This is a genomic window from Variovorax sp. ISS6 (assembly GCF_056523145.1).
This window is the reverse complement of the sequence record NZ_JAWRZC010000001.1, coordinates 4,355,844-4,376,543: the sequence shown is the minus strand read 5'-3', so window position 1 is coordinate 4,376,543 and position 20,700 is coordinate 4,355,844. Positions and strand designations below refer to the sequence as shown.

General features: G+C 70.5%; 18 protein-coding genes. 7 read left to right on the top strand and 11 right to left on the bottom strand.

The window, feature by feature from the left end:
- Positions 1–2: 2 nt before the first annotated feature.
- A complete protein-coding gene (locus tag AC1HIL_RS20415; RefSeq protein ID WP_479669878.1) occupies positions 3–2,054 on the bottom strand; it encodes a S9 family peptidase in 2,052 nt (683 codons plus the stop codon).
- 118 nt (positions 2,055–2,172) lie between these two features.
- On the opposite strand from AC1HIL_RS20415, the gene AC1HIL_RS20410 reads away from it, so the two are divergent.
- From AC1HIL_RS20410 to AC1HIL_RS20400, 3 genes are all read left to right on the top strand, one after another.
- Positions 2,173–2,829, top strand: coding sequence for a response regulator (locus AC1HIL_RS20410; protein WP_261205713.1), 657 nt, complete (start codon positions 2,173–2,175; stop codon positions 2,827–2,829).
- The gene (locus AC1HIL_RS20405) at positions 2,826–4,229 is read left to right on the top strand and encodes a sensor histidine kinase (protein ID WP_479669877.1); all 1,404 of its coding nucleotides are present in this window, start codon (positions 2,826–2,828) and stop codon (positions 4,227–4,229) included. Before AC1HIL_RS20410 ends, AC1HIL_RS20405 begins: the two co-directional genes overlap by 4 nt.
- An 85-nt stretch (positions 4,230–4,314) precedes the next feature.
- Entirely contained in the window at positions 4,315–4,791 is a 477-nt protein-coding gene (locus AC1HIL_RS20400; protein ID WP_057590272.1) for a VOC family protein, read from the top strand.
- Positions 4,792–4,794: 3 nt separating this feature from the next.
- On the opposite strand, the gene AC1HIL_RS20395 is transcribed toward AC1HIL_RS20400, so the two are convergent.
- The 4 genes from AC1HIL_RS20395 to AC1HIL_RS20380 all read right to left on the bottom strand — a co-directional run bounded on the left by AC1HIL_RS20395 (position 4,795) and on the right by AC1HIL_RS20380 (position 7,784).
- Positions 4,795–6,207: an MATE family efflux transporter gene (locus AC1HIL_RS20395; protein WP_409976467.1), complete on the bottom strand. Its 1,413-nt coding sequence runs from the start codon at positions 6,205–6,207 to the stop codon at positions 4,795–4,797.
- A complete protein-coding gene (locus AC1HIL_RS20390; RefSeq protein ID WP_057590270.1) occupies positions 6,204–6,773 on the bottom strand; it encodes a DUF2239 family protein in 570 nt (189 codons plus the stop codon). The genes AC1HIL_RS20395 and AC1HIL_RS20390 overlap by 4 nt, the downstream gene beginning before the upstream one ends.
- 103 nt (positions 6,774–6,876) lie before the next feature.
- On the bottom strand, positions 6,877–7,254 hold the full coding sequence (locus tag AC1HIL_RS20385) for a GIY-YIG nuclease family protein (RefSeq protein WP_413763523.1): 378 nt from the start codon (positions 7,252–7,254) through the stop codon (positions 6,877–6,879).
- 65 nt (positions 7,255–7,319) lie between these two features.
- The gene (locus AC1HIL_RS20380; RefSeq protein WP_479672775.1) at positions 7,320–7,784 is read right to left on the bottom strand and encodes a hypothetical protein; all 465 of its coding nucleotides are present in this window, start codon (positions 7,782–7,784) and stop codon (positions 7,320–7,322) included.
- Between the two features lie 209 nt (positions 7,785–7,993).
- On the opposite strand from AC1HIL_RS20380, the gene AC1HIL_RS20375 reads away from it, so the two are divergent.
- The 4 genes from AC1HIL_RS20375 (at position 7,994) to AC1HIL_RS20360 (ending at position 12,946) form a co-directional block, all read left to right on the top strand.
- The gene (locus tag AC1HIL_RS20375) at positions 7,994–10,363 is read left to right on the top strand and encodes a Tex family protein (RefSeq protein WP_479669875.1); all 2,370 of its coding nucleotides are present in this window, start codon (positions 7,994–7,996) and stop codon (positions 10,361–10,363) included.
- 41 nt (positions 10,364–10,404) lie between these two features.
- A complete protein-coding gene (locus tag AC1HIL_RS20370; protein WP_296731439.1) occupies positions 10,405–10,668 on the top strand; it encodes a type II toxin-antitoxin system Phd/YefM family antitoxin in 264 nt (87 codons plus the stop codon).
- A 108-nt stretch (positions 10,669–10,776) separates the two neighbouring features.
- The gene (locus AC1HIL_RS20365; RefSeq protein ID WP_479669874.1) at positions 10,777–11,850 is read left to right on the top strand and encodes a patatin-like phospholipase family protein; all 1,074 of its coding nucleotides are present in this window, start codon (positions 10,777–10,779) and stop codon (positions 11,848–11,850) included.
- A 103-nt stretch (positions 11,851–11,953) separates the two neighbouring features.
- Positions 11,954–12,946, top strand: a complete 993-nt coding sequence (locus AC1HIL_RS20360) for a tripartite tricarboxylate transporter substrate binding protein (RefSeq protein WP_479669873.1) — start codon at positions 11,954–11,956, stop codon at positions 12,944–12,946.
- A gap of 22 nt (positions 12,947–12,968) precedes the next feature.
- Here AC1HIL_RS20360 and AC1HIL_RS20355 read toward each other — a convergent pair whose 3' ends face one another.
- From AC1HIL_RS20355 to AC1HIL_RS20330, 6 genes are read right to left on the bottom strand one after another with little or no spacing between them, the layout of a single operon-like run.
- Positions 12,969–13,355, bottom strand: a complete 387-nt coding sequence (locus AC1HIL_RS20355) for a DUF4150 domain-containing protein (RefSeq protein ID WP_057590264.1) — start codon at positions 13,353–13,355, stop codon at positions 12,969–12,971.
- 45 nt (positions 13,356–13,400) lie between these two features.
- Positions 13,401–14,078 carry a DUF3540 domain-containing protein gene (locus AC1HIL_RS20350; RefSeq protein ID WP_479669872.1) on the bottom strand — a complete coding sequence of 226 codons (678 nt, stop codon included), beginning with the start codon at positions 14,076–14,078 and terminating at the stop codon, positions 13,401–13,403.
- Positions 14,075–15,208, bottom strand: a complete 1,134-nt coding sequence (locus AC1HIL_RS20345; RefSeq protein WP_479669871.1) for a pentapeptide repeat-containing protein — start codon at positions 15,206–15,208, stop codon at positions 14,075–14,077. The genes AC1HIL_RS20350 and AC1HIL_RS20345 overlap by 4 nt, the downstream gene beginning before the upstream one ends.
- The gene (locus tag AC1HIL_RS20340) at positions 15,205–17,862 is read right to left on the bottom strand and encodes a DUF2169 family type VI secretion system accessory protein (protein WP_479669870.1); all 2,658 of its coding nucleotides are present in this window, start codon (positions 17,860–17,862) and stop codon (positions 15,205–15,207) included. The genes AC1HIL_RS20345 and AC1HIL_RS20340 overlap by 4 nt, the downstream gene beginning before the upstream one ends.
- A gap of 14 nt (positions 17,863–17,876) precedes the next feature.
- On the bottom strand, positions 17,877–18,314 hold the full coding sequence (locus AC1HIL_RS20335) for a hypothetical protein (RefSeq protein WP_057590260.1): 438 nt from the start codon (positions 18,312–18,314) through the stop codon (positions 17,877–17,879).
- A gap of 12 nt (positions 18,315–18,326) precedes the next feature.
- On the bottom strand, positions 18,327–20,672 hold the full coding sequence (locus AC1HIL_RS20330) for a type VI secretion system Vgr family protein (RefSeq protein ID WP_296731411.1): 2,346 nt from the start codon (positions 20,670–20,672) through the stop codon (positions 18,327–18,329).
- Positions 20,673–20,700 lie beyond the last annotated feature (28 nt).

Sequence of the window (20,700 nt, the reverse complement as noted above, 5' to 3'; positions counted from 1 at the left end):
CCTCAGGAGCGCGGCATCAGCTCGTAGAAGTCGAAGCCGTTGCTGCGTCCGCCGAGGCAGCCGGCCAGCGTGTCCTCGACCTTGCGCCACAGCGCGAGCCGGTTGCGCCACTTGCGCACGCTGTGGCCCTCGTCGGGAAAGCTCAGGAAGTCCACCGGCCGGCCGAGCCGGCGCAGTTCGGCCACCACGTCGTCCGAATCCTGGCGCAGCACGCGCACGTCGTTGGCGCCGTGGATCACCAGCAGCGGCGCCTCGATGCGCTCGAGCTGCGACACCGGCGAATCGCGCAGCATGCGCGCGCGTTCCTCGGGCTGGTTCACGTCGCCGAAGAAGCGCGCGAAGTAGTGGCGGTTGCGCCAGAACGGCGGCCAGTTCTCGATCACGCGCGGCCAGTTGGCCACGCCGACGATGTCGATGCCGCAGCGGTAGTCGTGCGGCTTGCGGATCAGCTGCGCGAGCACCGAGAAGCCGCCGAAGCTGGCGCCGAGCACCGCCATGCGCCGCGGATCGGCCACGCCCTGGTCGACGGCCCACTGCGCGGCCTCGGCGATGTCCTGCTGCAGCCGGCCGCTGGTCTGGCCCGCGCCGGCCAGCATGAAGGCGCGGCCGTAGCCGCCCGAGCCGCGGTAGTTGACCTGCAGCACCGCATAGCCGCGGTTGGCGAGCATCTGCACGGTGTTGAAGCCCGCGGGTTGCCAGTGGTCGCGGATCCAGGGGCCGCCGTGGATGTAGACCACCAGCGGCGCCGGGCCGCGCACGCCGCGCGGGCGCGCCAGGTAGCCGTGGATGCGCAGGCCGTCCGAGGCTTCGAAGGAGAAGGGCTCGCTCGGCGAGAAGAAGCGCTCGGCGTGCTCGCTCGGCGGCGGTGTGAGCCGCGTGAGGGCGTGGCTGTCGCGGTCGAGCAGCAGTTCGATGCCGCCGGTCTCGGTGACGGCGCGCAGCACCATGCGCCGCTGGCCGAGCGCGCTGCTCTGCGGGCGCGCGGCCACGGGATCGGCGGCGAGCCAGCCGCGTTCGCGTGCGAGCTTCATGGCGGCGGCCACCTCCGCGTCGAGCGTGGCGTCGAGGTAGCGGATGCGTGGGCGGCCGGGCTCGGAGGTCCAGGCCTGCGGCGCGCCCTCGTTCGGCGGGAAGTAGACGGCCCCGAGGTCGACCTGCGCATCCTCGGCCAGCACCTTCTCGGCGCCGGTGGCGAGGTCGGCCTCGACCAGCGCCAGCTTGTCGCGCCCGATGTTGCCGAGCGCCCATAGCCGGCCGCCTTCGCGGTCGATGCGCAGCGGCGCGTAGGCATCGAAGGCCTCGATGGTCTTGAAGGGGCGCCAGCTGCCGTCGGCCTGGCGCAGTTCCACCAGCAGGTCGGAGCCGTCGACGCTGCCGAGCTGGCGCATGCGCGCGGCCAGCTCGCGCCGGGTGTCGACGTACCAGGCGACCACGCGGCTGCCGGGCTCGCCGCGCGCCACCTCGCGCACGCTGCGGGTGCGCGGATCGGCCTCGAACAGGTCGAGGCTGGTGCGGTCGTTGCGGTTGCTCGCGAAGAAGAAGTTCGGGCTGCCGGGCGCGCCGCCGATGACGCCGGTCGAGCGCACGCCGGGCCAGGGCGTGACAGCCCAGGGCCGGGCCTCGGGCGACTGGCTGTCGAGCACGAAGATCTGCGTGTTCTCGTCGCCGCTCGCGTCCTTGAGGTAGGCGATGTGGCGGCTGTCGGGCAGCCAGGCGTAGGCGGCCCCGCTCGCGAGCGTGCCGGTGGCGAAGCTGCGCGTGCTGGCCGACTGCACCGTGGCCGCGTCGGCGCTGTCGCGCACGGCCAGGCCCACGTCGGTGCCGACGGTCTGCACCCACAGCAGCTTGCGGCCGTCGGGCGACAGCACATGGCCGCCGACCGTGTCGACATTGGCGACGAAGCGGCGCATCGGCACCAGCGGCGGCAGCGTCCGGTCCTGGCTGGCCTGGGCCAGCGCCGGATGGGTGGGCGCGGTGGCGCAGGCGGACAGCAGCAGCGCGCCGGCGGCGCAGGCCAGGGCGAGCAGGGCGGTGGGGCGAAAGTCGCGGCGCATGGTTCCGGTTCCTGGAGACGGTGGCCGGCGATTGTGCGAAGCCCGACCTTGGGCGAAGCCAAAGATGGCGCGCCCTGTCTTTGGCTGGCCCGAAGGTCGGCGCGCGCACAATCGCCGCGTGCACATCCTGCTGATCGAAGACGACCTCGACCTGGGCCGCGCGCTGCAGGCCGCGCTCAAGGTGGACGGCCTCACGAGCGAATGGCTGCGTCGCGCCCGCGACGCGCCGCGCGTGCCCGACGCGGCCGTGTTCGACTGCGTGCTGCTCGACCTCTCGCTGCCCGACGGCAACGGCTTCGAACTGCTGGCGCGCTGGCGCGGCGCGGGCGGCACGGTGCCGGTGATCGTGATCACCGCGCGCTCGGCGGTCGAGGACCGGCTGGCCGGCCTCGATGGCGGCGCCGACGACTTCGTCATCAAGCCCTTCGCCACCGCCGAGCTGATCTCGCGCATCCGCGCGGTGCTGCGGCGCTCGGCGCGCCAGGCCAGCGAGGTCTGGACGCTGGGGCCGCTGTCGATCGCGCCGCGGCGCCACCAGGCCACGCTCGCGGGCAGCGCGCTCGAGCTGTCGCCGCGCGAATTCAGGCTGCTGCTCGAGCTGGCGCGCGAGCCCGGCGCGGTGGTCGCCAAGGGCGTGCTCGCGCAGCGGCTGGAACCGCTGGGCGAGCCGCTGGACTTCGCGGCGGTCGAGGTCCACGTGTCGAACCTGCGGCGCAAGATCGGCGCCACGCGCGTGCACACGGTGCGCGGCGTGGGCTACATGTTGACGCCATGAACCGTCTGTCGTTCGCATGGCCCGGCCCCAGCATCGGCCGGCGCGTGCTGGCCGCGATGCTGATCGCCTTCGTCGGCGTCTGGCTGATGCTGCTGGCCTACTTCTACGTCGAGTTCCGCCAGGCGCTCGCGGTCGACCAGGGGCTGAAGAAGCTGGGCCGCGCGATGAGCGCCTCGCTGCGCGAGGTCGACAGCGACGCGCAGGCGGTGGGCGTGATGCGTTCGACCGCGACCCAGTTCAGGACCCTGCGCATCAGCGGCAATCCGGGTGGCAGCGTGTGGATGGAACTGCGCCGGCGCGACGATGGCGCGGTGCTCTACCGCTCGGCCTCGCTCGGCGACCGGGTGCTCGATGCGCCGGCGCCGCAGGTGATCGAGCGCGATTTCGATGGCGTCTCGTACTGGGTCCACGGCAGCGAGGCCGGCCGCTGGCGGCTGCAGCTCGCCGAGCCGCGCATCACGGGCTGGTGGGTGCTCGAGCGCAACGCCACGCGCCTGCTGCCCTACCTGCTGCTGGCCTTTCCGATCGTGCTGCTGCCGGTGTGGCTGGCGGTGCGGCTCGGGCTGCGGCCGCTGCAGCGATTGGCCGATCTGATCGCGCGGCGCGGCAGCAGCGACCTGTCGCCGATCGGCTACGACCCGCCCCAGGCCGAGCTCAAGCCGCTGACCTCGGCGCTCGAGCGCATGTTGCGCCAGCTGCGCGACAAGCTCACGCAGGAGCGCGCCTTCGTGCACGACGCGGCGCACGAGCTGCGCACGCCGATGGCGGTGATCGCCGCGCAGGCCCATGCGCTGGCGGGCGCGGCCGATGCCGCCGAGCGCGAGCGCGCGCAGCTGCATCTGGAGCAGGCGATCGCGCGCGCCTCGCATCTCACGCAGCAGTTGCTCGACCTGGCACTGCTCGACGATGCGCAGCCTTCGGCCCCGAAGCGCGTCGACGTGGCGCAGTTCGCGCGCGGGCTGCTCGCGCAGGCGGCGCCGCAGGCCATGGCGCGCGGCATCGAGCTGGCGCTCGAGGCGCCCGACAGCCTGCGGGCCGAGGTCGACGTGCCGGCGCTGCAGTCGGTGCTCGAGAACCTGCTGCACAACGCGATCCGCCATGTGCCCGACGGCGCGCAGGTGGCGATGACGCTGCATGTGGAAGACGGCCGCCTCGCGCTGCTGGTGGCCGACGACGGGCCCGGCATTCCCGCGGCCGAGCGCGAGCGGGTGTTCGAGCGCTTCCACCGCGGCGCCGGCGCGCACGAGACGCCGGGCTCGGGCCTGGGCCTCGCGATCGTGAAACAGGCGGTGCACCGCATGGGTGGCGAGGTGGCCATCGTCGACGGCCTGGCGCCGGGGCGCGGCGTGGGTTTCAGCGTTCGGCTGCCGCTTGCGGGCCGCACGAACACTTACGGCTGAAGGGCATCGCCCGGGTTGACAGCAGCCGCGCGCAGCTTCGATACTGAACTTGCAGGTTCATCAATCAAGCTCCAAGGAGATACCCATGCAAAGAATCGTTCCCTGCCTCTGGTTCGACGGCAATGGCGAGGAGGCATTGAAGTTCTACAGCGCGATCTTCCCGAACTCGCGCGTGACCGACACCCTGCTGTGGGGCGACGTCAACCCGGCCAAGAAGGGCTCGCTGCTCACCGCCACCTTCGAGCTCGACGGCCAGGCGTTCATGGTGCTCAACGGCGGCCCCGAGTACAAGTTCACCCCGGCCATCTCGATGTACGTGAGGTGCGAGACCCAGGCCGAGGTCGACCACTACTGGGACAAGCTGCTCGAGGGCGGCGGCCAGCCGGTGCAGTGCGGCTGGCTCACCGACCGCTTCGGCGTCTCGTGGCAGGTCGCGCCCGACGCGATCATCCGGATGTTCCAGGACAAGGATCCCGCGAAGGCCAAGCGCGCGATGGAAGCGATGATGAAGATGGTCAAGCTCGACATCGCCACCGTGAAGAAGGCCTTCGACGGCGCTTGATCGCTACACCAGCCGCTTGATCGCCTTCTTGCGCCACACCAGCTGGTAGTACGCGGTCTGCAGCAGCAGCATCGCGCCGAAGGTCACCGGGTAGGCATACCAGATGCCGTCCAGGCCGATGCGGTGGCTCATGAACCAGGCCACCGGCACCTCGAGGCCGAGCAGGCAGGCGATCGAGATCAGCGTGGGCACCAGCACCGAGCCGCTGGCGCGCATGATCCCCGACAGCGCCGAGGCCATGCCGAAGATCACCAGGCTCCACAGCATGATGTGCAGCAGCTCCTGGGCGATCTCGATCACCGGCGCGCTGGTGATGAAGAAGCCCATCAGCGGCCGCGAGAACAGGTAGCCCAGCAGCACCAGGCCGCCGGTGAGCAGCAGGTTCATCATCAGCGCCGTGCGCGCGATGGCGCCGAGGCGGTCGGCGCGGCCGGCGCCGATGGCCTGCGCGCCGAGGATCGAGGCCGTGATCGCGATCGAGATGGCCGGGAACTGCACATAGGCCACGACCTGGTTGACCGCGCCGTAGGCGGCCGTGGCGCTCGAGCCGTAGCCGTTGACCAGCGACAGCAGCACCACCTCGGCCAGCGCCACCACGATCATCTGCACTCCCGTGGGCACGCCGACCTTGAGCACGGTCTTGAGCAGTAGCGGGTCGATGCGCATGCTGCGCAGGAAGACCGCGTCGGGCGCGAGCGGGCTGTTGCGCCGGCGCAGCCGCCAGCCCAGCCACAGGGTCGCGACCAGGAACGAGAGCACCGAACCCCAGGCGCCGCTGGTCACGCCGAGCTGCGGCAGGCCGCCCCAGCCGCGGATCAGGGCCGGCGTGACGAGCATGCCGATGGTGGTGGAGATCAGCAGCGTGAGCAGCGGCGTGACGGTGTCACCCACGCCGCGCAGCATCGCGGTCGAGATCAGGAACACGAACACGCCGGGCATCGCGATCAGCATGATCCGGGCATAGCGCGTGGCCTCGGCCAGCACGTCGGGCGGCGTGCCCAGCGCCGCCAGCAGCGGCGTGGTGAAGGCGCCGCCGAACACCGCGATCACCAGGCCCATCAGGATGCCCACGCTCAGCGTGGTGCCGGCCACCGCCTTGGCGCGGGCGACGTCGCGCGCGCCCCAGGCCTGGCCGATCAGCACCGAGGCGCCGGCGCCCAGGCCGATCACGAAGGCGATGAAGAAGAAGAACACCGGGAAGAAGCTGGAGACCGCGGCCAGCGCGGTCACGCCGATCATCTGGCCGATGTAGATGTTGTTGAGCGTGCCCGACAGCGACTGCAGGATGTTGCTCAAGAGCATGGGGGCGAGGAAGAACAGGAAGGTCTTCCACAGGGCGCGCGGCGCGCCCACGGGTGCCACGGGCGTGCCCTGGAGGCCGCTCGGGTTGGGGGCTGTGTCTGTCTTGGCGTTCATTCGTGGGTCCAGCTCGCGCCGGAGAGTTCTTGGAGGTGGGCCCGCAGGTCCTCGGGCCAGGTCGAAATGTGTTGCTCGAAGCGTTCGCGCTCGAGCGCGAACAGGGCGCGCATGGCTTCCTCGAAACCGGGCAGGTTGCCGGCCAGCACGGTCATCACGCCGTAGGTGGCTTCCCGCGCCGCGCGTGCGGCATCGCGCCCCGCGTTGACGCGGCGTGCCTCGTCGATCAGCCGGCGCAGCGCGACCGAGGCGCCGCCGGGCTGGCGGCCCAGCCATTCCCACTGGCGCGGCAGCAGCGTGACCTCGCGCGCCACCACGCCGAGCTTGGGGCGGCCGACGCCGCGCGGCGGCTCGCCGGCCGGCGCCGGTGGCTCGCGCAGGTCGAGGTCGATCTGCGCGCCGCTTTGGTCATCGAACACCAGGTACGGCGTGTCGTCGGTGCGCGCGCGCAGCGCGGCGACCAGCTCGGCGCGCGAGCCGCGTGCGATGCGGTGGAAGCCGGCGAAGGCAGTCAGGGTGGACGCGGGATCGGCGCAGGCCGGGAGGGAGGAAGTCTCGAGGGTCATGGAGGCGGAGCGGTAATTTACCCGGGCGCAATGAAGAAAGCCTGACTTTTCTTGCGCCCGGCGAATGAGGAAGGCGAGGGGGACGGCGGGCACCGGCGAAGGCTCAGGCGCGCGGTCGCGCCGGGCCGTTGTAGCCCTGCGCGCCATGGCAGCCGGACTCCTCGGCCCAGAGCTCGAACAGCGCCTCGAGCTCGGCCGCGCGGTCGAAGGCCGGGTCGTCGCGCTCCTTCACGCGCGCCAGTTCCTCGAAGGCGAAGGCCTCGGCGCCCAGCGCGATCCAGTCCTGCTGCAGCGCCTTGTTGCGGTGGCTGCGCAGGTTCAGCTCGAAGCGCTGGCGGTTCATCGCGCCCACGATGTCGAGCGCGGCCGCGGCATAGACCCGGCCCGTCTTCAGGTTGCGGATCGCGAACACGCCGGCGGGGAGCGTGCTGTCCTTGTACTGCCGGGTGAGGGCGCGCCGTGATTCCTGGGAAAGTGTCATGGCGTCAATTTTACCCGGGTTAAATTGAATTCATCAATATACCCGGGTAAAAATAGGCGCGCGCCTCAAACCCCGCGCAGGCGCCGCCAGGCCCGCAGCGCACGCCGGTTGAAGGCATGCACCAGCCGCCAGGGCCGGCTCTGCCGCACCAGGCCCAGCACCCGGTCCTTCCAGGCCTTCCAGCGCGGATACCAGCGCGCGAACAGCGGGATGCGCATCAGCGTGCCCTCGACGAGCTGGAAGATCCGTGCCACCACCGCGGTGCCGGCCAGCTTGGCCGCGACCAGCACCGCGACGCCGCTGCCCGCGTGGCCATGGCTGAACAGGAACAGCGCCAGCACCTTGACCGGCAACAGCAGCAGCACCGGCAGCAGGAAGGCCAGGAGCGCGCCCCAGGGCGGCAGGCCGCGCAGCCAGGCCTCGGCGCGCGCCCACAGCGGCAGCCGGGCCAGCCGCGCCGCGAGCGCGGCCAGCGGTTCCCAGCCCCATTCCTCGAACAGCAGCAAGGGCACCAGCAGCACGGCGAACACCGTCCGTAACAACTTGCCGAAGCGGGACGGCGGCCGGCGCGGGCCAGGGGAGGAGGGTGGTTGCACGGTGGGGAGGTGGGGGCGTGGAGCGGTCGGACAAGTGTCCGCGCCCGGTGGCTGGACGCCATTTTCACTATGGCAAACTCGCGCGCTTCATTCGACCAACGCGACCGGCCGGCCGGTCGCAGCGACAGGGACGCCACTCAGCAATGCAGAAAATCATTCGCCAGCTCGCCGCCGAAATCAAGGTGGGCGAGCATCAGGTGAAGGCCGCCGTCGAACTGCTCGACGGGGGCGCCACGGTTCCATTCATCGCGCGCTACCGCAAGGAAGCCACCGACGGCCTCGACGACACCCAGCTGCGCGAGCTCGAGGCGCGCCTGAGCTACCTGCGCGAACTCGAGGACCGCCGCGCCGCGGTGGTCAAGGCCATCGACGAACAGGGCAAGCTCACGCCCGAACTGCGCGCCGCGATCGAACTCGCGCCGACCAAGCAGGAGCTGGAAGACCTCTACCTGCCGTTCAAGCAGAAGCGCCGCACCAAGGGCCAGATCGCGCGCGAGTTCGGCATCGAGCCGCTGGCCGACAAGCTGCTGGCCGACCCCACGCTCGATCCCGCCGTGGAGGCCGAGGCCTTCCTGCAGCCCGCCACCACGCTCGACGACGGCAAGCCCGGCCCCGACTTCTCGACCGTGCCCGCCGTGCTCGACGGCGTGCGCGACATCCTCTCGGAACGCTGGGCCGAGGACGCCGTGCTGGTGCAGCGCCTGCGCGAATGGCTCTGGAACGAAGGCCTGCTCAAGTCCAGCCTGATGAGCGGCAAGGACGAGAACAACGCCGACGTCGCCAAGTTCCGCGACTACTTCGACTACGACGAGCCGATCGGCCGCGTGCCCTCGCACCGCGCGCTGGCCGTGTTCCGCGGCCGCGCGCTCGACATCCTCGACGCCAAGCTGGTGCTGCCGGTGGAGCCCGAGCCCGGCAAGCCCAGCGTCGCCGAAGGCCGCATTGCGCTGCACCTGGGCTGGAGCCATGCCGGCCGCCCGGCCGATGACCTGCTGCGCAAGTGCGTGGCCTGGACCTGGCGCGTGAAGCTCGCGCTGTCGACCGAGCGCGACCTGTTCACGCGCCTGCGCGAGGACGCCGAGAAGGTCGCGATCAAGGTCTTCGCCGACAACCTGCGCGACCTGCTGCTGGCCGCGCCGGCCGGCCCGCGCGTGGTGATGGGCCTGGACCCCGGCATCCGCACCGGCGTGAAGGTGGCGGTGGTCGATGCCACCGGCAAGCTGGTCGAGACCGCGACCGTGTTCCCGCACGAACCGCGCAAGGACTGGGAGGGGTCGCTGCACACCCTCGGCAAGCTCTGCGCCAAGCACGGCGTGAACCTGATCGCGATCGGCAACGGCACCGCCAGCCGCGAGACCGACAAGCTCGCGGCCGACCTGATCAAGCTGCTCGCCAAGATGGCGGCCCAGGCCGGCGCGCCCGAGATGAAGGTCGACAAGGTGGTGGTCAGCGAGGCCGGCGCCTCGGTCTACTCGGCCAGCGAATTCGCGGCCCAGGAGATGCCCGACGTCGACGTCAGCCTGCGCGGCGCCGCCTCCATCGCGCGCCGGCTGCAGGACCCGCTGGCCGAGCTCGTGAAGATCGACCCCAAGAGCATCGGCGTGGGCCAGTACCAGCACGACGTGAACCAGAGCGAGCTCGCGCGCACCCTGCAGGCCGTGGTCGAAGACTGCGTGAACTCGGTGGGCGTGGACCTCAATACCGCGAGCGTGCCGCTCCTGAGCCGCGTCTCGGGCCTGTCCTCGGCCGTGGCCAAGGCCGTGGTGCGCTGGCGCGATGCCAACGGCGCCTTCGGCACCCGCAAGCAGCTGCTCGAGGTCACGGGCTTCGGCCCCAAGGCCTTCGAGCAGAGCGCGGGCTTCCTGCGCATCCGCGGCGGCACCGATCCGCTCGACGTCACCGGCGTGCATCCCGAGACCTATCCGCTGGTCGAGCAGATCATCGTCAAGACCGGCAAGCCCATCGCCGAGCTGATGGGCCGCGCCGACATGCTCAAGACGCTCAAGCCCGAGCTGTTCGCCAACGAGAAGTTCGGCGTCATCACCGTCAAGGACATCCTCGGCGAACTCGAGAAGCCCGGCCGCGACCCGCGCCCCGACTTCAAGGTGGCGCGCTTCAACGACGGCGTGGAGGACATCGCCGACCTGCAGGAGGGCATGATCCTCGAGGGCACCGTGAGCAACGTCGCCCAGTTCGGCGCCTTCATCGACCTCGGCGTGCACCAGGACGGCCTGGTCCACGTGAGCCAGCTGAGCCACAAGTTCGTCAACGACGCGCGCGAGGTCGTGAAGACCGGCGACATCGTCAAGGTGAAGGTGATGGAGGTCGACGTGGCGCGCAAGCGCATCGGCCTGTCGATGAAGCTCGACGCCGCGCCCGCGCGCCGCGACGGCCCGCGCGACAACCGCTTCGAAGGCGCCGGCCGCGGCCACCAGCCGCGCCGCGACAACACGCCGCAGCCCTCGGGGCAGATGGCGAATGCGTTTGCGAAGCTGCAGGGGTTGCGCAAGTAGGCGGTGCCGCGAAGCGCCTAACGTCGAGCCAGTCTGAAGGGGTGTCTGTGAGAACCTGGTCAGTGCGAGATGCGAAGGCACGTTTTGACGAGCTCATCGAGGCCTGCCGGACAGAGGGGCCGCAAACAGTGACAGAGCGTGGCACCCCGGTGGCCGTGCTCGTTCCTGCCATGCAGTGGTCGCGTTCGCGTGCTTCGGCCCGACTGTCGCTCAAGGCGCTGCTGCTTGCCGCCGATGCGCGCACCGAGTTTCTGACTCCCGAGCGCGGAGTCGCGCGCAGGCGGGTTCCTCCATTGCCGCGTTGAGCGAAGAGAGCAAATGAATCCGTTCGGCATCGATGCCATGACCCGCAACGTCGCCGACTTCGCGAACTTCGGTGTCGCGCTGCTCAACCCCTTCGAGCACGGCAAGCCATGAAAGCCCTGCGCATCTACGCCGGCCCCGCCGCGCGCCGGCACATCGAGGTCCAGGGCCTGCGGCCGCAGGATGTGCGCACGATCCCCGGCGCGGCCGGCGGTCCCAAGGGGCTGATCCTCGGGCCGATCGACCGCTTCGTCTTCGGCGAGTGGCTCACGCAGTCCAGCCAGCCGGTGCACCTGGTGGGCGCGTCGATCGGCGCCTGGCGGCTGGCCACGGCCTGCCTCGGCGATCCGGTCGCGGCCTTCGAGCGCTTCGAGCACGACTACGTGCGCCAGCAGTTCGAGGTGCCGCCGGGGCAGAAGCGGCTGAGCCCGCACCAGCTGAGCGAACGCTTCGCCGAGAGCCTGCAGGCCTTCTATGGCGGGCGCATCGGCGAGGTGCTCGCGCATCCGCGCTACCGGCTGCACGTGGTGACCTCACGCGGGCGCCACATCCTCGGGCGCGAGGGCAGGGCGCGCACGCCGGTCGGCTACCTCGGCGCCTTCGCCTCGAACAGCGTGCACCGCAAGACCCTGGGCGCCTGGCTCGAGCGCTGCGTGTTCTCCACGCCCGGCGCCGAGCTGCCCTTCGGCACGCGCGACTTCCGCACCCGCCAGCATGCGCTGCGCGAGGACAACTTCAACCTGGTGCTGCAGGCCTCGTGCTCGATCCCGTTCCTGCTGGCCGCGGTGCACGACATCCCGGGCGCGCCGCGCGGCGCCTACTGGGACGGCGGCATCACCGACTACCACCTGCACCTCGACTACCAGCCGGTCGACGACGGCCTGGTGCTGTACCCGCATTTCCAGCGCGCGGTGGTGCCGGGCTGGCTCGACAAGGGGCTGCGCTGGCGCCACAAGTCCACGGGCTTCCTCGACCGCATGGTGGTGCTGGCGCCCGATCCCGACTGGGTGAAGACGCTGCCCAACGGCAAGCTGCCCGATCGCAAGGACTTCATCCATTTCCAGAACGACGCGCAGGCGCGCATCGCGGCCTGGACGCGGGCCACGCGAGAGGCCCAGCGGCTTTCGGACGAACTGCGGGAATGGCTGGCGCGCGGCAGCGCGGCCGAGATCCTGCCGCTCTGAGCGGCGCCGGGCAAACCCTGAACGGGCACGCGGCCCGCGCTTCGAGAATGGCCCGCATGCCGTCCGCCCCGGACGGCGCATAACAAGCAGGAGACCGTTCCCGATGCCCCATGCCCTGATGTCGCGCCGCCGCTTCGCCATCGCCACCTCCGCCGCCGGTGCGGCCGCCACGCTCGGCCTGCCGGTGCTCGCGCAGAGCGCCTGGCCCAACAAGCCGATCCGCATCGTCGTGCCCTACACGCCCGGCGGCTTCACCGACCAGATGGCGCGGCTGGTGCAGATCGGGCTGCAGACGCGGCTGGGCCAGCCGGTGCTGATCGACAACAAGCCCGGCGCCAACAGCCTGATCGGCGTCGATGCGGTCGCCAAGGCCGCGCCCGACGGCAGCACCTTCGGCGTGGTGATCGCGGCCTATGCGGCCAACACATCGCTCTATCCGAAGCTGCCCTACGACCCGCGCAAGGACCTCGCGGGCGTGTCGCTGATGGGCGTGTCGCCGCTGCTCGCGGCGGTCAACCTCGACGCGCCGTTCAAGACCGCGCGCGAGCTGATCGACTACGCGCGCGCGAATCCCGGCAAGGTGAGCTTCGGCTCGTCGGGCAACGGCTCGGCCGCGCACCTCACGACCGAGCTGTGGAAGTCGCTGACCAAGACCTACATGATCCACATCCCGTACCGCGGCGCGGTGCCGGCGCTGACCGACCTGATGGGCGGGCAGATCCAGCTCTTCTTCGATGCGCCCACCGGGCTCATCAACCAGGCCAAGGCCGGCAAGATCCGGCTGATCGGCGTGGCCGGCGACAAGCGGCAGCCCGCGGTGCCGGACGTGCCGACCTTCATCGAGCAGGGCTTCGCGGGCTTCACCGGCAGCACCTGGGCCGGCATGCTCGCGCCGGCCGGCACGCCGCGCGAGATCGTCAAGCGCATGTCGGACGAGGTGGCGCGCATCATCAAGAGCGACGAGACGCGCGCGAAGCTCGATGCGATGGGCACCTTTCCGGCCGGCGGCACGCCCGAGGAGTTCGATGCCTTCATCGCGTCGGAGACCGCGAAGTGGGGCGCGGTGATCCGCACCGCGGGCGTGAAGGCGGAGTAGCACCAGCCCGGCCGTCGAAGGCTCAGGCCGCCAGCACCAGCACCTTGAACTGGCTCGGCACGATCCGCATGCCGACGATGTTGCAGCGGTTCTGCACCGACAGGCTGGTCATGCGCGTGCACGGCGTGCCCTTGAGCAGCACGGTGAAGGCGCCCGTGATGTGGCGCGAAGGCCCCATCACCGTCTGCGAGACCACGCCCATCAGCACGCCCGCGTTGTCGCCGTTGGTGATCGGCGTGACGGTCGCCATGTTGTGGGCCGGCGTGCCGCCGTAGAGGATGTTCCAGGCGTTGGGAATCGCGGTCGGGCCCAGCGCGATGTTGGGGTAGGGGATGGGCAAGGCCGGTGGCGTCTTGCAGACGTCGGGGAAGGCGAGGTCGACGCCCATCATCTGTGCATTGGCGAACATGGTGGCTGCTCCTTTCTGGCTGTCGTCGGTGGTCGATGGCGCGGGTCAGCCCATGTGGATCTGCTCGGCATCCACCTTGACCAGTCCCTTGCTGCTCACCAGCGTGTTCTTCGCATGCAGCCGCAGGGTCTCCTCGGCCTGGTAGTCGATCTGCCCCGCGCGCACCTGCTCGACCTCCTCGGTGAGCCTGAAGCTCGAGCGCGTGAGCACGCTGAGCCGGTCGAGCACGGTCTCGCAGGTGCGGCCGACGAAGCGCGCGATCAGTGTGGTGATGCGCACTTCGCCGCCGCGGTAGTCCATCTCGCCGATCTCGACCTCTGCCTTGCGTGCCTGCAGATCGAGTTCGGGCGCGGCCAGTTCGAGCCGGGTGCCGGCCTGCAGCGTGAGCACGCCCTCGACGGCCAGCCGCGAGTGCGCCGGATCGGCCTGCACGATGACGGCGATCAGGTAGGCCTGGTCGCGCCGCGGTCCGGCCACCAGCACCGTGTCGCCGACCGAAGGCTGCAGCAGGCAGCTCGCGGCGCGCGGGCACTGCCAGCGTTCGCCGCCGGCCTGGGCCTCGACGAGGAAGGCATCGCCGGGCAAGGCCTGCAGCACGGTGCCGAGGGCGTTGCCGGTCCAGGCGGCGGGCGCGGGCAGTGGACGGCGCAGCAAGGCCTGCATGTCCGGTGCGTGGTGCGCGGTAGGAGCGGAGGCGCGTTCGCGCAGGGCGGCGGGGCTCATGGTGCGAGGTCCTCGAGGTCGTCGGAAGTGGAAGGCAACGGCCGGCCGAAACCGTCGCGGCCCGCGCGTTGCGGCCGGTCCTGGCGCGCGGCCGAGAAGCGCTCGGCCTCGAACAGGGCCGGGTCGCTGTCGAGCACGCCGCCGCGCTCGCCCCATCGGGTGCCGGACTGCAGCGCGCGGTGCATCTGCGTGCGCTCGAAGAAGGCGCCGCGCAGGTCGGCCTCGCCGAGGTCGGCATAGGCGAAGTCCGCATACACGAGCCGGCTGCGCGCGAACGAGGTGCGGCGGCACCGCGCGCGATGGAACACGCACTGCTCGAGCCGCGCATCCGACAGGTCGGCGTCGTCGAGCCGCGCACCAACCCACAGGCTCTGGTCGAAATGGCCGCCGCGCGCATCGGCCTGGCGCAGGTCGGCCTCGGGAAACAGGCACTGCGGCGCATGCACCGCGGTGAGCACCGCGCGCGCGAGCTTCGCGCCCTTGAAGTTGCACTGGACCAGCGTCGCGCGGTCGAAGTTGCAGCCGCCGAGGTCGGCATCGATGAACTGGCAGAGCCGGAACTGCTGGCCCGAGAAGTCCTGGCCCGCGAGATCGGCCTCGCTGAAGATCACGTTGTGGAAGCTGGCGCCCGTGAAGCGCGCGTCGCGCAGCGCGGCGCGGTAGTAGACGGTGGTGTCGAGCGCCACCGCGTCGAAGCGGGTGCCGGCCAGGCTCGATTCGCCGAACACGGCCTTCGTGAGGTCCGCACCCGCGAAGCTCGCGCCATCGAGCCGGCTCTGGTGGAAAGCCGCGAGATCGGCCTTGGCCTCGGCGGCATCGGCCTCGTGCAGCTCGCAATCGCCGAAAGCCGCGCGGCTCATCGTGGCGCCGCGCAGGCTCGCGCGCGCCAGGCTGCAGCGGTGGAAGCCCGCGCGCTGCAGGTCGGCCCCGTCGAGCACGGCACCGTCGAAGCGGCAGGCATCGAAGGCCGACTCGGCGAGCTTCGCGCCGCGCAGGCTGGCGTTGGAGAAATCGCAGTCGCGCAGGGCGCCGCCGCTGAGGTCCAGGCCATCGAATCGCATGCCCTGGAAATCCTGCCGCTCGATGAATTCGCCGCCGCGCAGTTTCAGGGCCAGGGTCTCCGGCGTCATTGCACCGGGTCCGCCGCGCGCCGCGGCAGCGTCTTGGCCTGTTCGAGGTAGGCGCCGTGGGTGTCGGTCACCGTGTCGATCACGGTCTGCGAGACGTCGGCGCGGAACAGGTTGGCTTCGCGCAGGTCGCAGGAGAGCAGGCGGGATTTCTGCAGATGGGCATTCATGAGGTTGGCGCCGCGCAGCGAGGCCTGGGTGAAGTCGGCGCGGATGAACAGGCTGTCGGGCGCATCGATGGCGCCGAGGTCGGCGCCGGTCAGCACGCAGCCCGAGAGATCGCAGGTGTCGAGCGTGGCGCGCACGAAGCGCGCGCCCTCGAGCTGCATCTCGCGCAGGCTGCAATGGACCAGCGTGGCGCCTTCGAAATCGACCGTGCGCAGGCTGCTGGTGCCGACGAAGCAGGTGGTGCGCAGCGTGGCGCCGCGAAAGCTCACGCGCCGGTCGGCCACGGTGTGGGCCCAGGCGCAGGCTTCGAGCGAAGCGCCCGCGAAGTCCAGGCCCTCGACCTCGCAGGCAATGAGGCCGAACTTGTGCAGCGTCGCGCCGCGAAAGCCGCAGTCCACGAGCCGGCTGCCTTCGAGCACGGTCACGTAGTCGAAGTGCGCATCGTCGAAGCGGCAGCCCTCGAAATGCATGCCGAACAGGTTCAGGTGCGCGAGCCGCGCGCCGCCGAAGTCGCAGTGGTCGAAGCGGCTTTTCTCGCTCGTGGTTTCGTGCAACCGGGCATGCGCGAACGAGGTGCGCTCGCAGCGTGCGAGGCTCAGGTTGGCGCGATCGAGCACGCAGTGGGCCAGCGAGGCATGCGCGAGGTTCGCGCGCACCAGCACCGCCTCGGTGGCATCGGCGCCGTCGAGCTGCGCGCCCGCGAGCGAGGCGCTTTCGAGCAGGGTGCGGTGCAGCCGGGCGCCGCGCAGGTCGATGCCCGAGAGGTCGGCGCCGGTCAGGTCCAGGCCCGAGAGATCGCGCGTGGTCGCCATGAGCTGCAGCACGCGTTCGCGCGCCTCGGCCGCGCGGGTGCCGTCCATCGCATCGGCGGCGCTCTGGTGCTGGGCGCCGAGCCGGTACATGTCGATCAGGCCGCGGCGGCCGTTCTCGGCCGCCTGCTCGAGCGCGCGCTGCTGCTCGGGCGGCATCTGCGGGCTGCGCGTGGCGGGCGCGATGCCCAGCAGGCCCTGCATCACGGTCTTCGCATCGAAGGCCGGCGGTCCCTTGACCTCGGTGCGCTGCGCGCCGTCGACCATCTCGCCGGTGTCGAAGCCGACCTTGCGCGACTCGGGCGCGTTGGCCTTCGCCTGCCGCGCGAGGTCGCGGCGGCCGTCCTCGAGCTTCTGCAACTGTTCGCGCTCGTAGGCCTTGGCGCGCTCCATGAACGCGGGCAGTTCGCTGAGGCTCGGCCGCCTGGTGAAGGGCTCGGGCGCCACGCGCTCCTTGAAGTGGCGCGGCTTGTGGCCGGCGGCCACGCCCTTGTCGGCGAGGTCTTCGCGCAGCACGCGCGCGCGTTCGCGCATGTTGCGCACCAGCGGCGATTCCTCTTCCTCGAGCTGGTCGAGCCAGGGACCGATGGTCTCGGCGGGCAGCAGTTCCTCGTCGCGGAAGGTGTGGAGCGCGCCGGTCTCGGGATCGCTGCGGCGCTGCAGGATCTCGAGGTAGTGGGCCAGCGGTCGCGGTGCATCGGCGGCGCGCTCGATGGCGGGCATGAGGTGCGTGATGTCGGCGGCGTCGTCCTCGGCGATCGCGGTCTCGCCATGGAAGATCAGCGCGATCTGTTCGCGGTGCGGGAAGAACCAGGCCGTGGTGAGCCGCAGCTCGACCTCGTCGAAGTGGCCAGGCTCGTCGCTGCCGGCCTGCGTCCTGCGCGCCACGAAGCCGCGCGCGCGCCAGTCGGGCAGCCGGCCGTGCTGCACGGGCCGCGCGGGATGCATGTTCAAGATCTCGTAGGGAGTGCCGCCCGCGATGCGGTCGGCCTGGGGCCAGCGCTGCTCGGGCACGGCGGCGTTGAAGAGCCGCCAGTCCATGTCCTGCGCGAAGCCGGGGAACAGGTGCTCGCGCCAGTGCGCGCCGTAGTCGCTGCCGATCAGCCGCATGCGCGCGGGCCAGCTCACGTCGATCGCGCCGGGGCAGGCCGGCTCCATCGTGCGGCCCGGATGGTCGATGCGGCGCTGCGGATGCTCGACGTTGGGCAAGCGCTGCACCCACAAACCGTTCACGAGTTCGGGCTGGTGGCCGATGCCCAGCGGGTTGTCGGCGAAGGCCGGACCGCCGTAGGCGCGGCTCCAGTCCAGCCGCATCGATTCGAAGGGCTGCGGTGCGCTCGCGCGGCCGTCGATCCAGTAGCGGTCGCCGAACACCACCAGCTGCCGCGCCAGCGCGCCCACGCGCAGCTCGACCGCGCAGGCCGTCTTCTCGGCCTGGTGATGGGTGTAGGCATGGCCGGTGGCGAGGAACTCGGCGCAGGCCTTGGGCATGCCGAGGTCGATGGCGCCGGTGGGGCCCAGCTCCTCGGAGACCGTCTTCCAGAATTCGGTCTCGGGCAGCAGCACCGGCTGCTCGTCCATCGACACCATGCCCATCACCGTGAGCGCCAGGCGTTGGTGGCCCTGGCGCAGGAAGGGGCGCGTGATGACGCTCAGCCGCAGGGGTTTGACTGTTTTCACGGAAGGACGCGCGCTCAGTGCGAGGCGCGCGGAATCTCGAGCGGCGTGCGCGCGCGGTCGATGGCGAAGATGGAGGCGTCGTTCGGATCGCGCAGCAGGTGCACCGGCTTGCCGGGCACCGCGAACTGCGGCAGCAGCCCTTCGTCGATCAGCGTGCGCACGACGGCGCGTCGTTCTTCCACGACGGCGTCGGTGCCGAGCACGCGCAGTGCGAGTTCGACGGCATAGACGGTCTGGCCCTGCGAGCCGCCGCGCGAGAGTTCATTCTCGGACCGCTTGAGCGACTCGACCACGGCCTGCGCGGGAATGCCGGTCTGCGCCAGCCGCTCCCAGGTCCTGGCCTCGGCCGAATAGATACGGTTCTCGCGCGTGGCCGCGATCACGACCGACACCGCGACCAGCAGCATCGAGCCCATCAGCACCGCGAAGACGATCCACAGCAGAATTTCCATTCGTTCGCTTCGTCAGGCCACCAGTGTCAGCACCTTGAACTTCGCCGCCAGGCCGCCGGTCGCGATCAGCATGCCCTTGTTGGCGATCTTCAGGCCCGTGGTGCTGATCTTCAGCGGCGCGTTCTTCATCGAGAAGATGGCCACGTCGATCTTGACTGTCGCGAGCTGCGCATTGAGCGCCGCGTAGTACTGCAGCCGCGCGCCCCACACGTCCAGCGACATGCCCACCAGGCTCAGCCGGAAGCCCACGCCGCCCACGCGCGCGAGCCGCCAGTCGCCGCTCGAGGCGTAGTTGTTGTTGTAGACGGTGGAGTTGTTGGTGTAGTTGTTGGTCGTGTTGTTGTAGGTGGTCGACGTCGTGTTGTAGACGTTGGTGTTGATGACGTGCTGCGTCGTGTTGTGGACGTGGTTCGTGGTGTTGAAGGTCACGTCGGGCGAGGTGTGCACCGTCGGGCCGGTCACGATGGTGGTCGAGGGGCCGTTGACCGTCGTGTTGTTGACGGTGTTGATGGTGTCGTTGCGCCCGCCGCTCACGAAGCGGATCTCCTGGCCGTCGATGGTGCCGTGGAAGCCGCCGGTGATCGCGAGGTTCACGCCGCCCGTGATGGTGTCGTTCAGGCCGCCCGCGAGGTTGCGGTTCTTGCCGCCCGTGATGCGCTGGTTGACGCCGCCGCTGATGGTCTCGTTGAAGCCGCCGGTCACGTCGCGGGTGTCGCCGCCGGTGATGGTCTCCTGCGCGCCCGCGGTGATGTCGCGCGTCTCGCCGTCCTGGTAGGTGGCCGACTCGTGGCCCTTGATCAGCGTGGTGCGCGTGCCGTCGGTGGTGTGGGTCTCGTCGGCCTCGACCTCCACGTCGAGGTTGCGCTCGGCATGCAGCAGGATCTGCTCGGCGCCGGTGCGGTCCTCGAAGCGCAGCATGTTCGCCTGGTTGGCCGCGCCGCCTTCGCTCGAGCGCGTGAGGATGCCGCTGGCCGTGGCGTTGGCCGGCAGTTCCCACGGCGGCATCTGGTCGCTGTTGTAGACGCGGCCCGTGATGATCGGTCGGTCGGGCTCGCCGCCGATGAAGTCGACGATGACCTCCTGGCCCACGCGCGGCATGTGCATGGTGCCGAAGTTCGCGCCGGCCCAGCTGCTGGACACGCGCACCCAGCAGGAGCTGTTCTCGTCGGCCTGGCCATAGCGGTCCCAGCGGAACTGCAGCTTCACGCGGCCGAAGCGGTCGGTCCAGATCTCCTGCGGGCCGACCACGGTGGCGGTCTGCGGGCCGTTGGTGCGCGGGCGCGGCGTCTTGCGCGCGGGTCGGTAGGCCACGGAGGAGGGCAGCACGGTGAAGTCGAACTCGCACACCGATTCGGCGCTGCCGCCGCTCGAGTACTCGGGCTCCTGCAGGTCGTAGCGGGTTTCGGTGACCAGGTACTCGCGGTTGTCGGCCTCGCGCGGGCAATGCGTGAGCGAGAACAGGTAGCCCGGTGCCATGCCCGCCACGTTGGTGTGGCCCGCGGCCAGCTCGTGCGCGCACTGCAGCTCCTGCAGCCGGATGCGCGCATAGGTGTCGCCCTGCTGGTGCTCGCTGTAGCCGCCCAGCCATTCGTAGACCTCGTACGAAGCATGGTCGTGGCCCTTGGGGTCCTGCTGCACGCTCTGCAGCGAGGCGCGCGACTTGCGGAAATCGAAGTCGTCGAGCATCACGCGGCCCGAGGTGATCTGCTCGGCCACGCGCCAGCGGTCGATGCAGGGCTCGAGCGCGTCGACCACGCGGTCGCGCGGCCGGTACGGGATGCTGGCGTAGCCGGGCAGCGGCCGGTAGGCGCCGGCATCGTCGGCCAGCACCAGCAGGTGCGAGCCGTTCGAATGCTCGAAGTGGTAGGAGATGCCTTCGTGCTCCATGAGGCGGCTCGCGAAGGCGAAGTCGCTCTCCTGGTACTGCACGCAGTTCTCCCAGGTGCGGTAGCTGCCGGTCAGGCGCTTCTCGTATTCGAAGCCGTATTTGCCGAGCACCTCGTCGAGTACCTCGGGCACGCTCCTGTTCTGGAAGATGCGGCTGTCGGTGGTGCGCGTGAGGTACCAGAGCCAGGGCTGCACCAGCGCGCGGTAGACGTAGTGGCGGCCGGTCTCGTTGGCACGGCCCAGCAGTTCGAAGCGCACCACGGTGCCGTTGAGGAAGCGCGGGCCGGCATCGTCCGAGACCTCGATGCTCAGCGAGGTGCCCAGCAGCGTCTTCAGGTCGAGGTTGAAGCTGGTGCTGACCATGTCGACCTCGAACTCGAAGAGTCTGGAGAGGCCTTCCTGTCCCCGCATCGCGCGAAACTTCAACTGCTCGGCGCTCAGTGCGGTGTGGACCCGGATGGTTCGCGTCATTCGAAGGTGTTCCCTGTTCTCGAAGGAC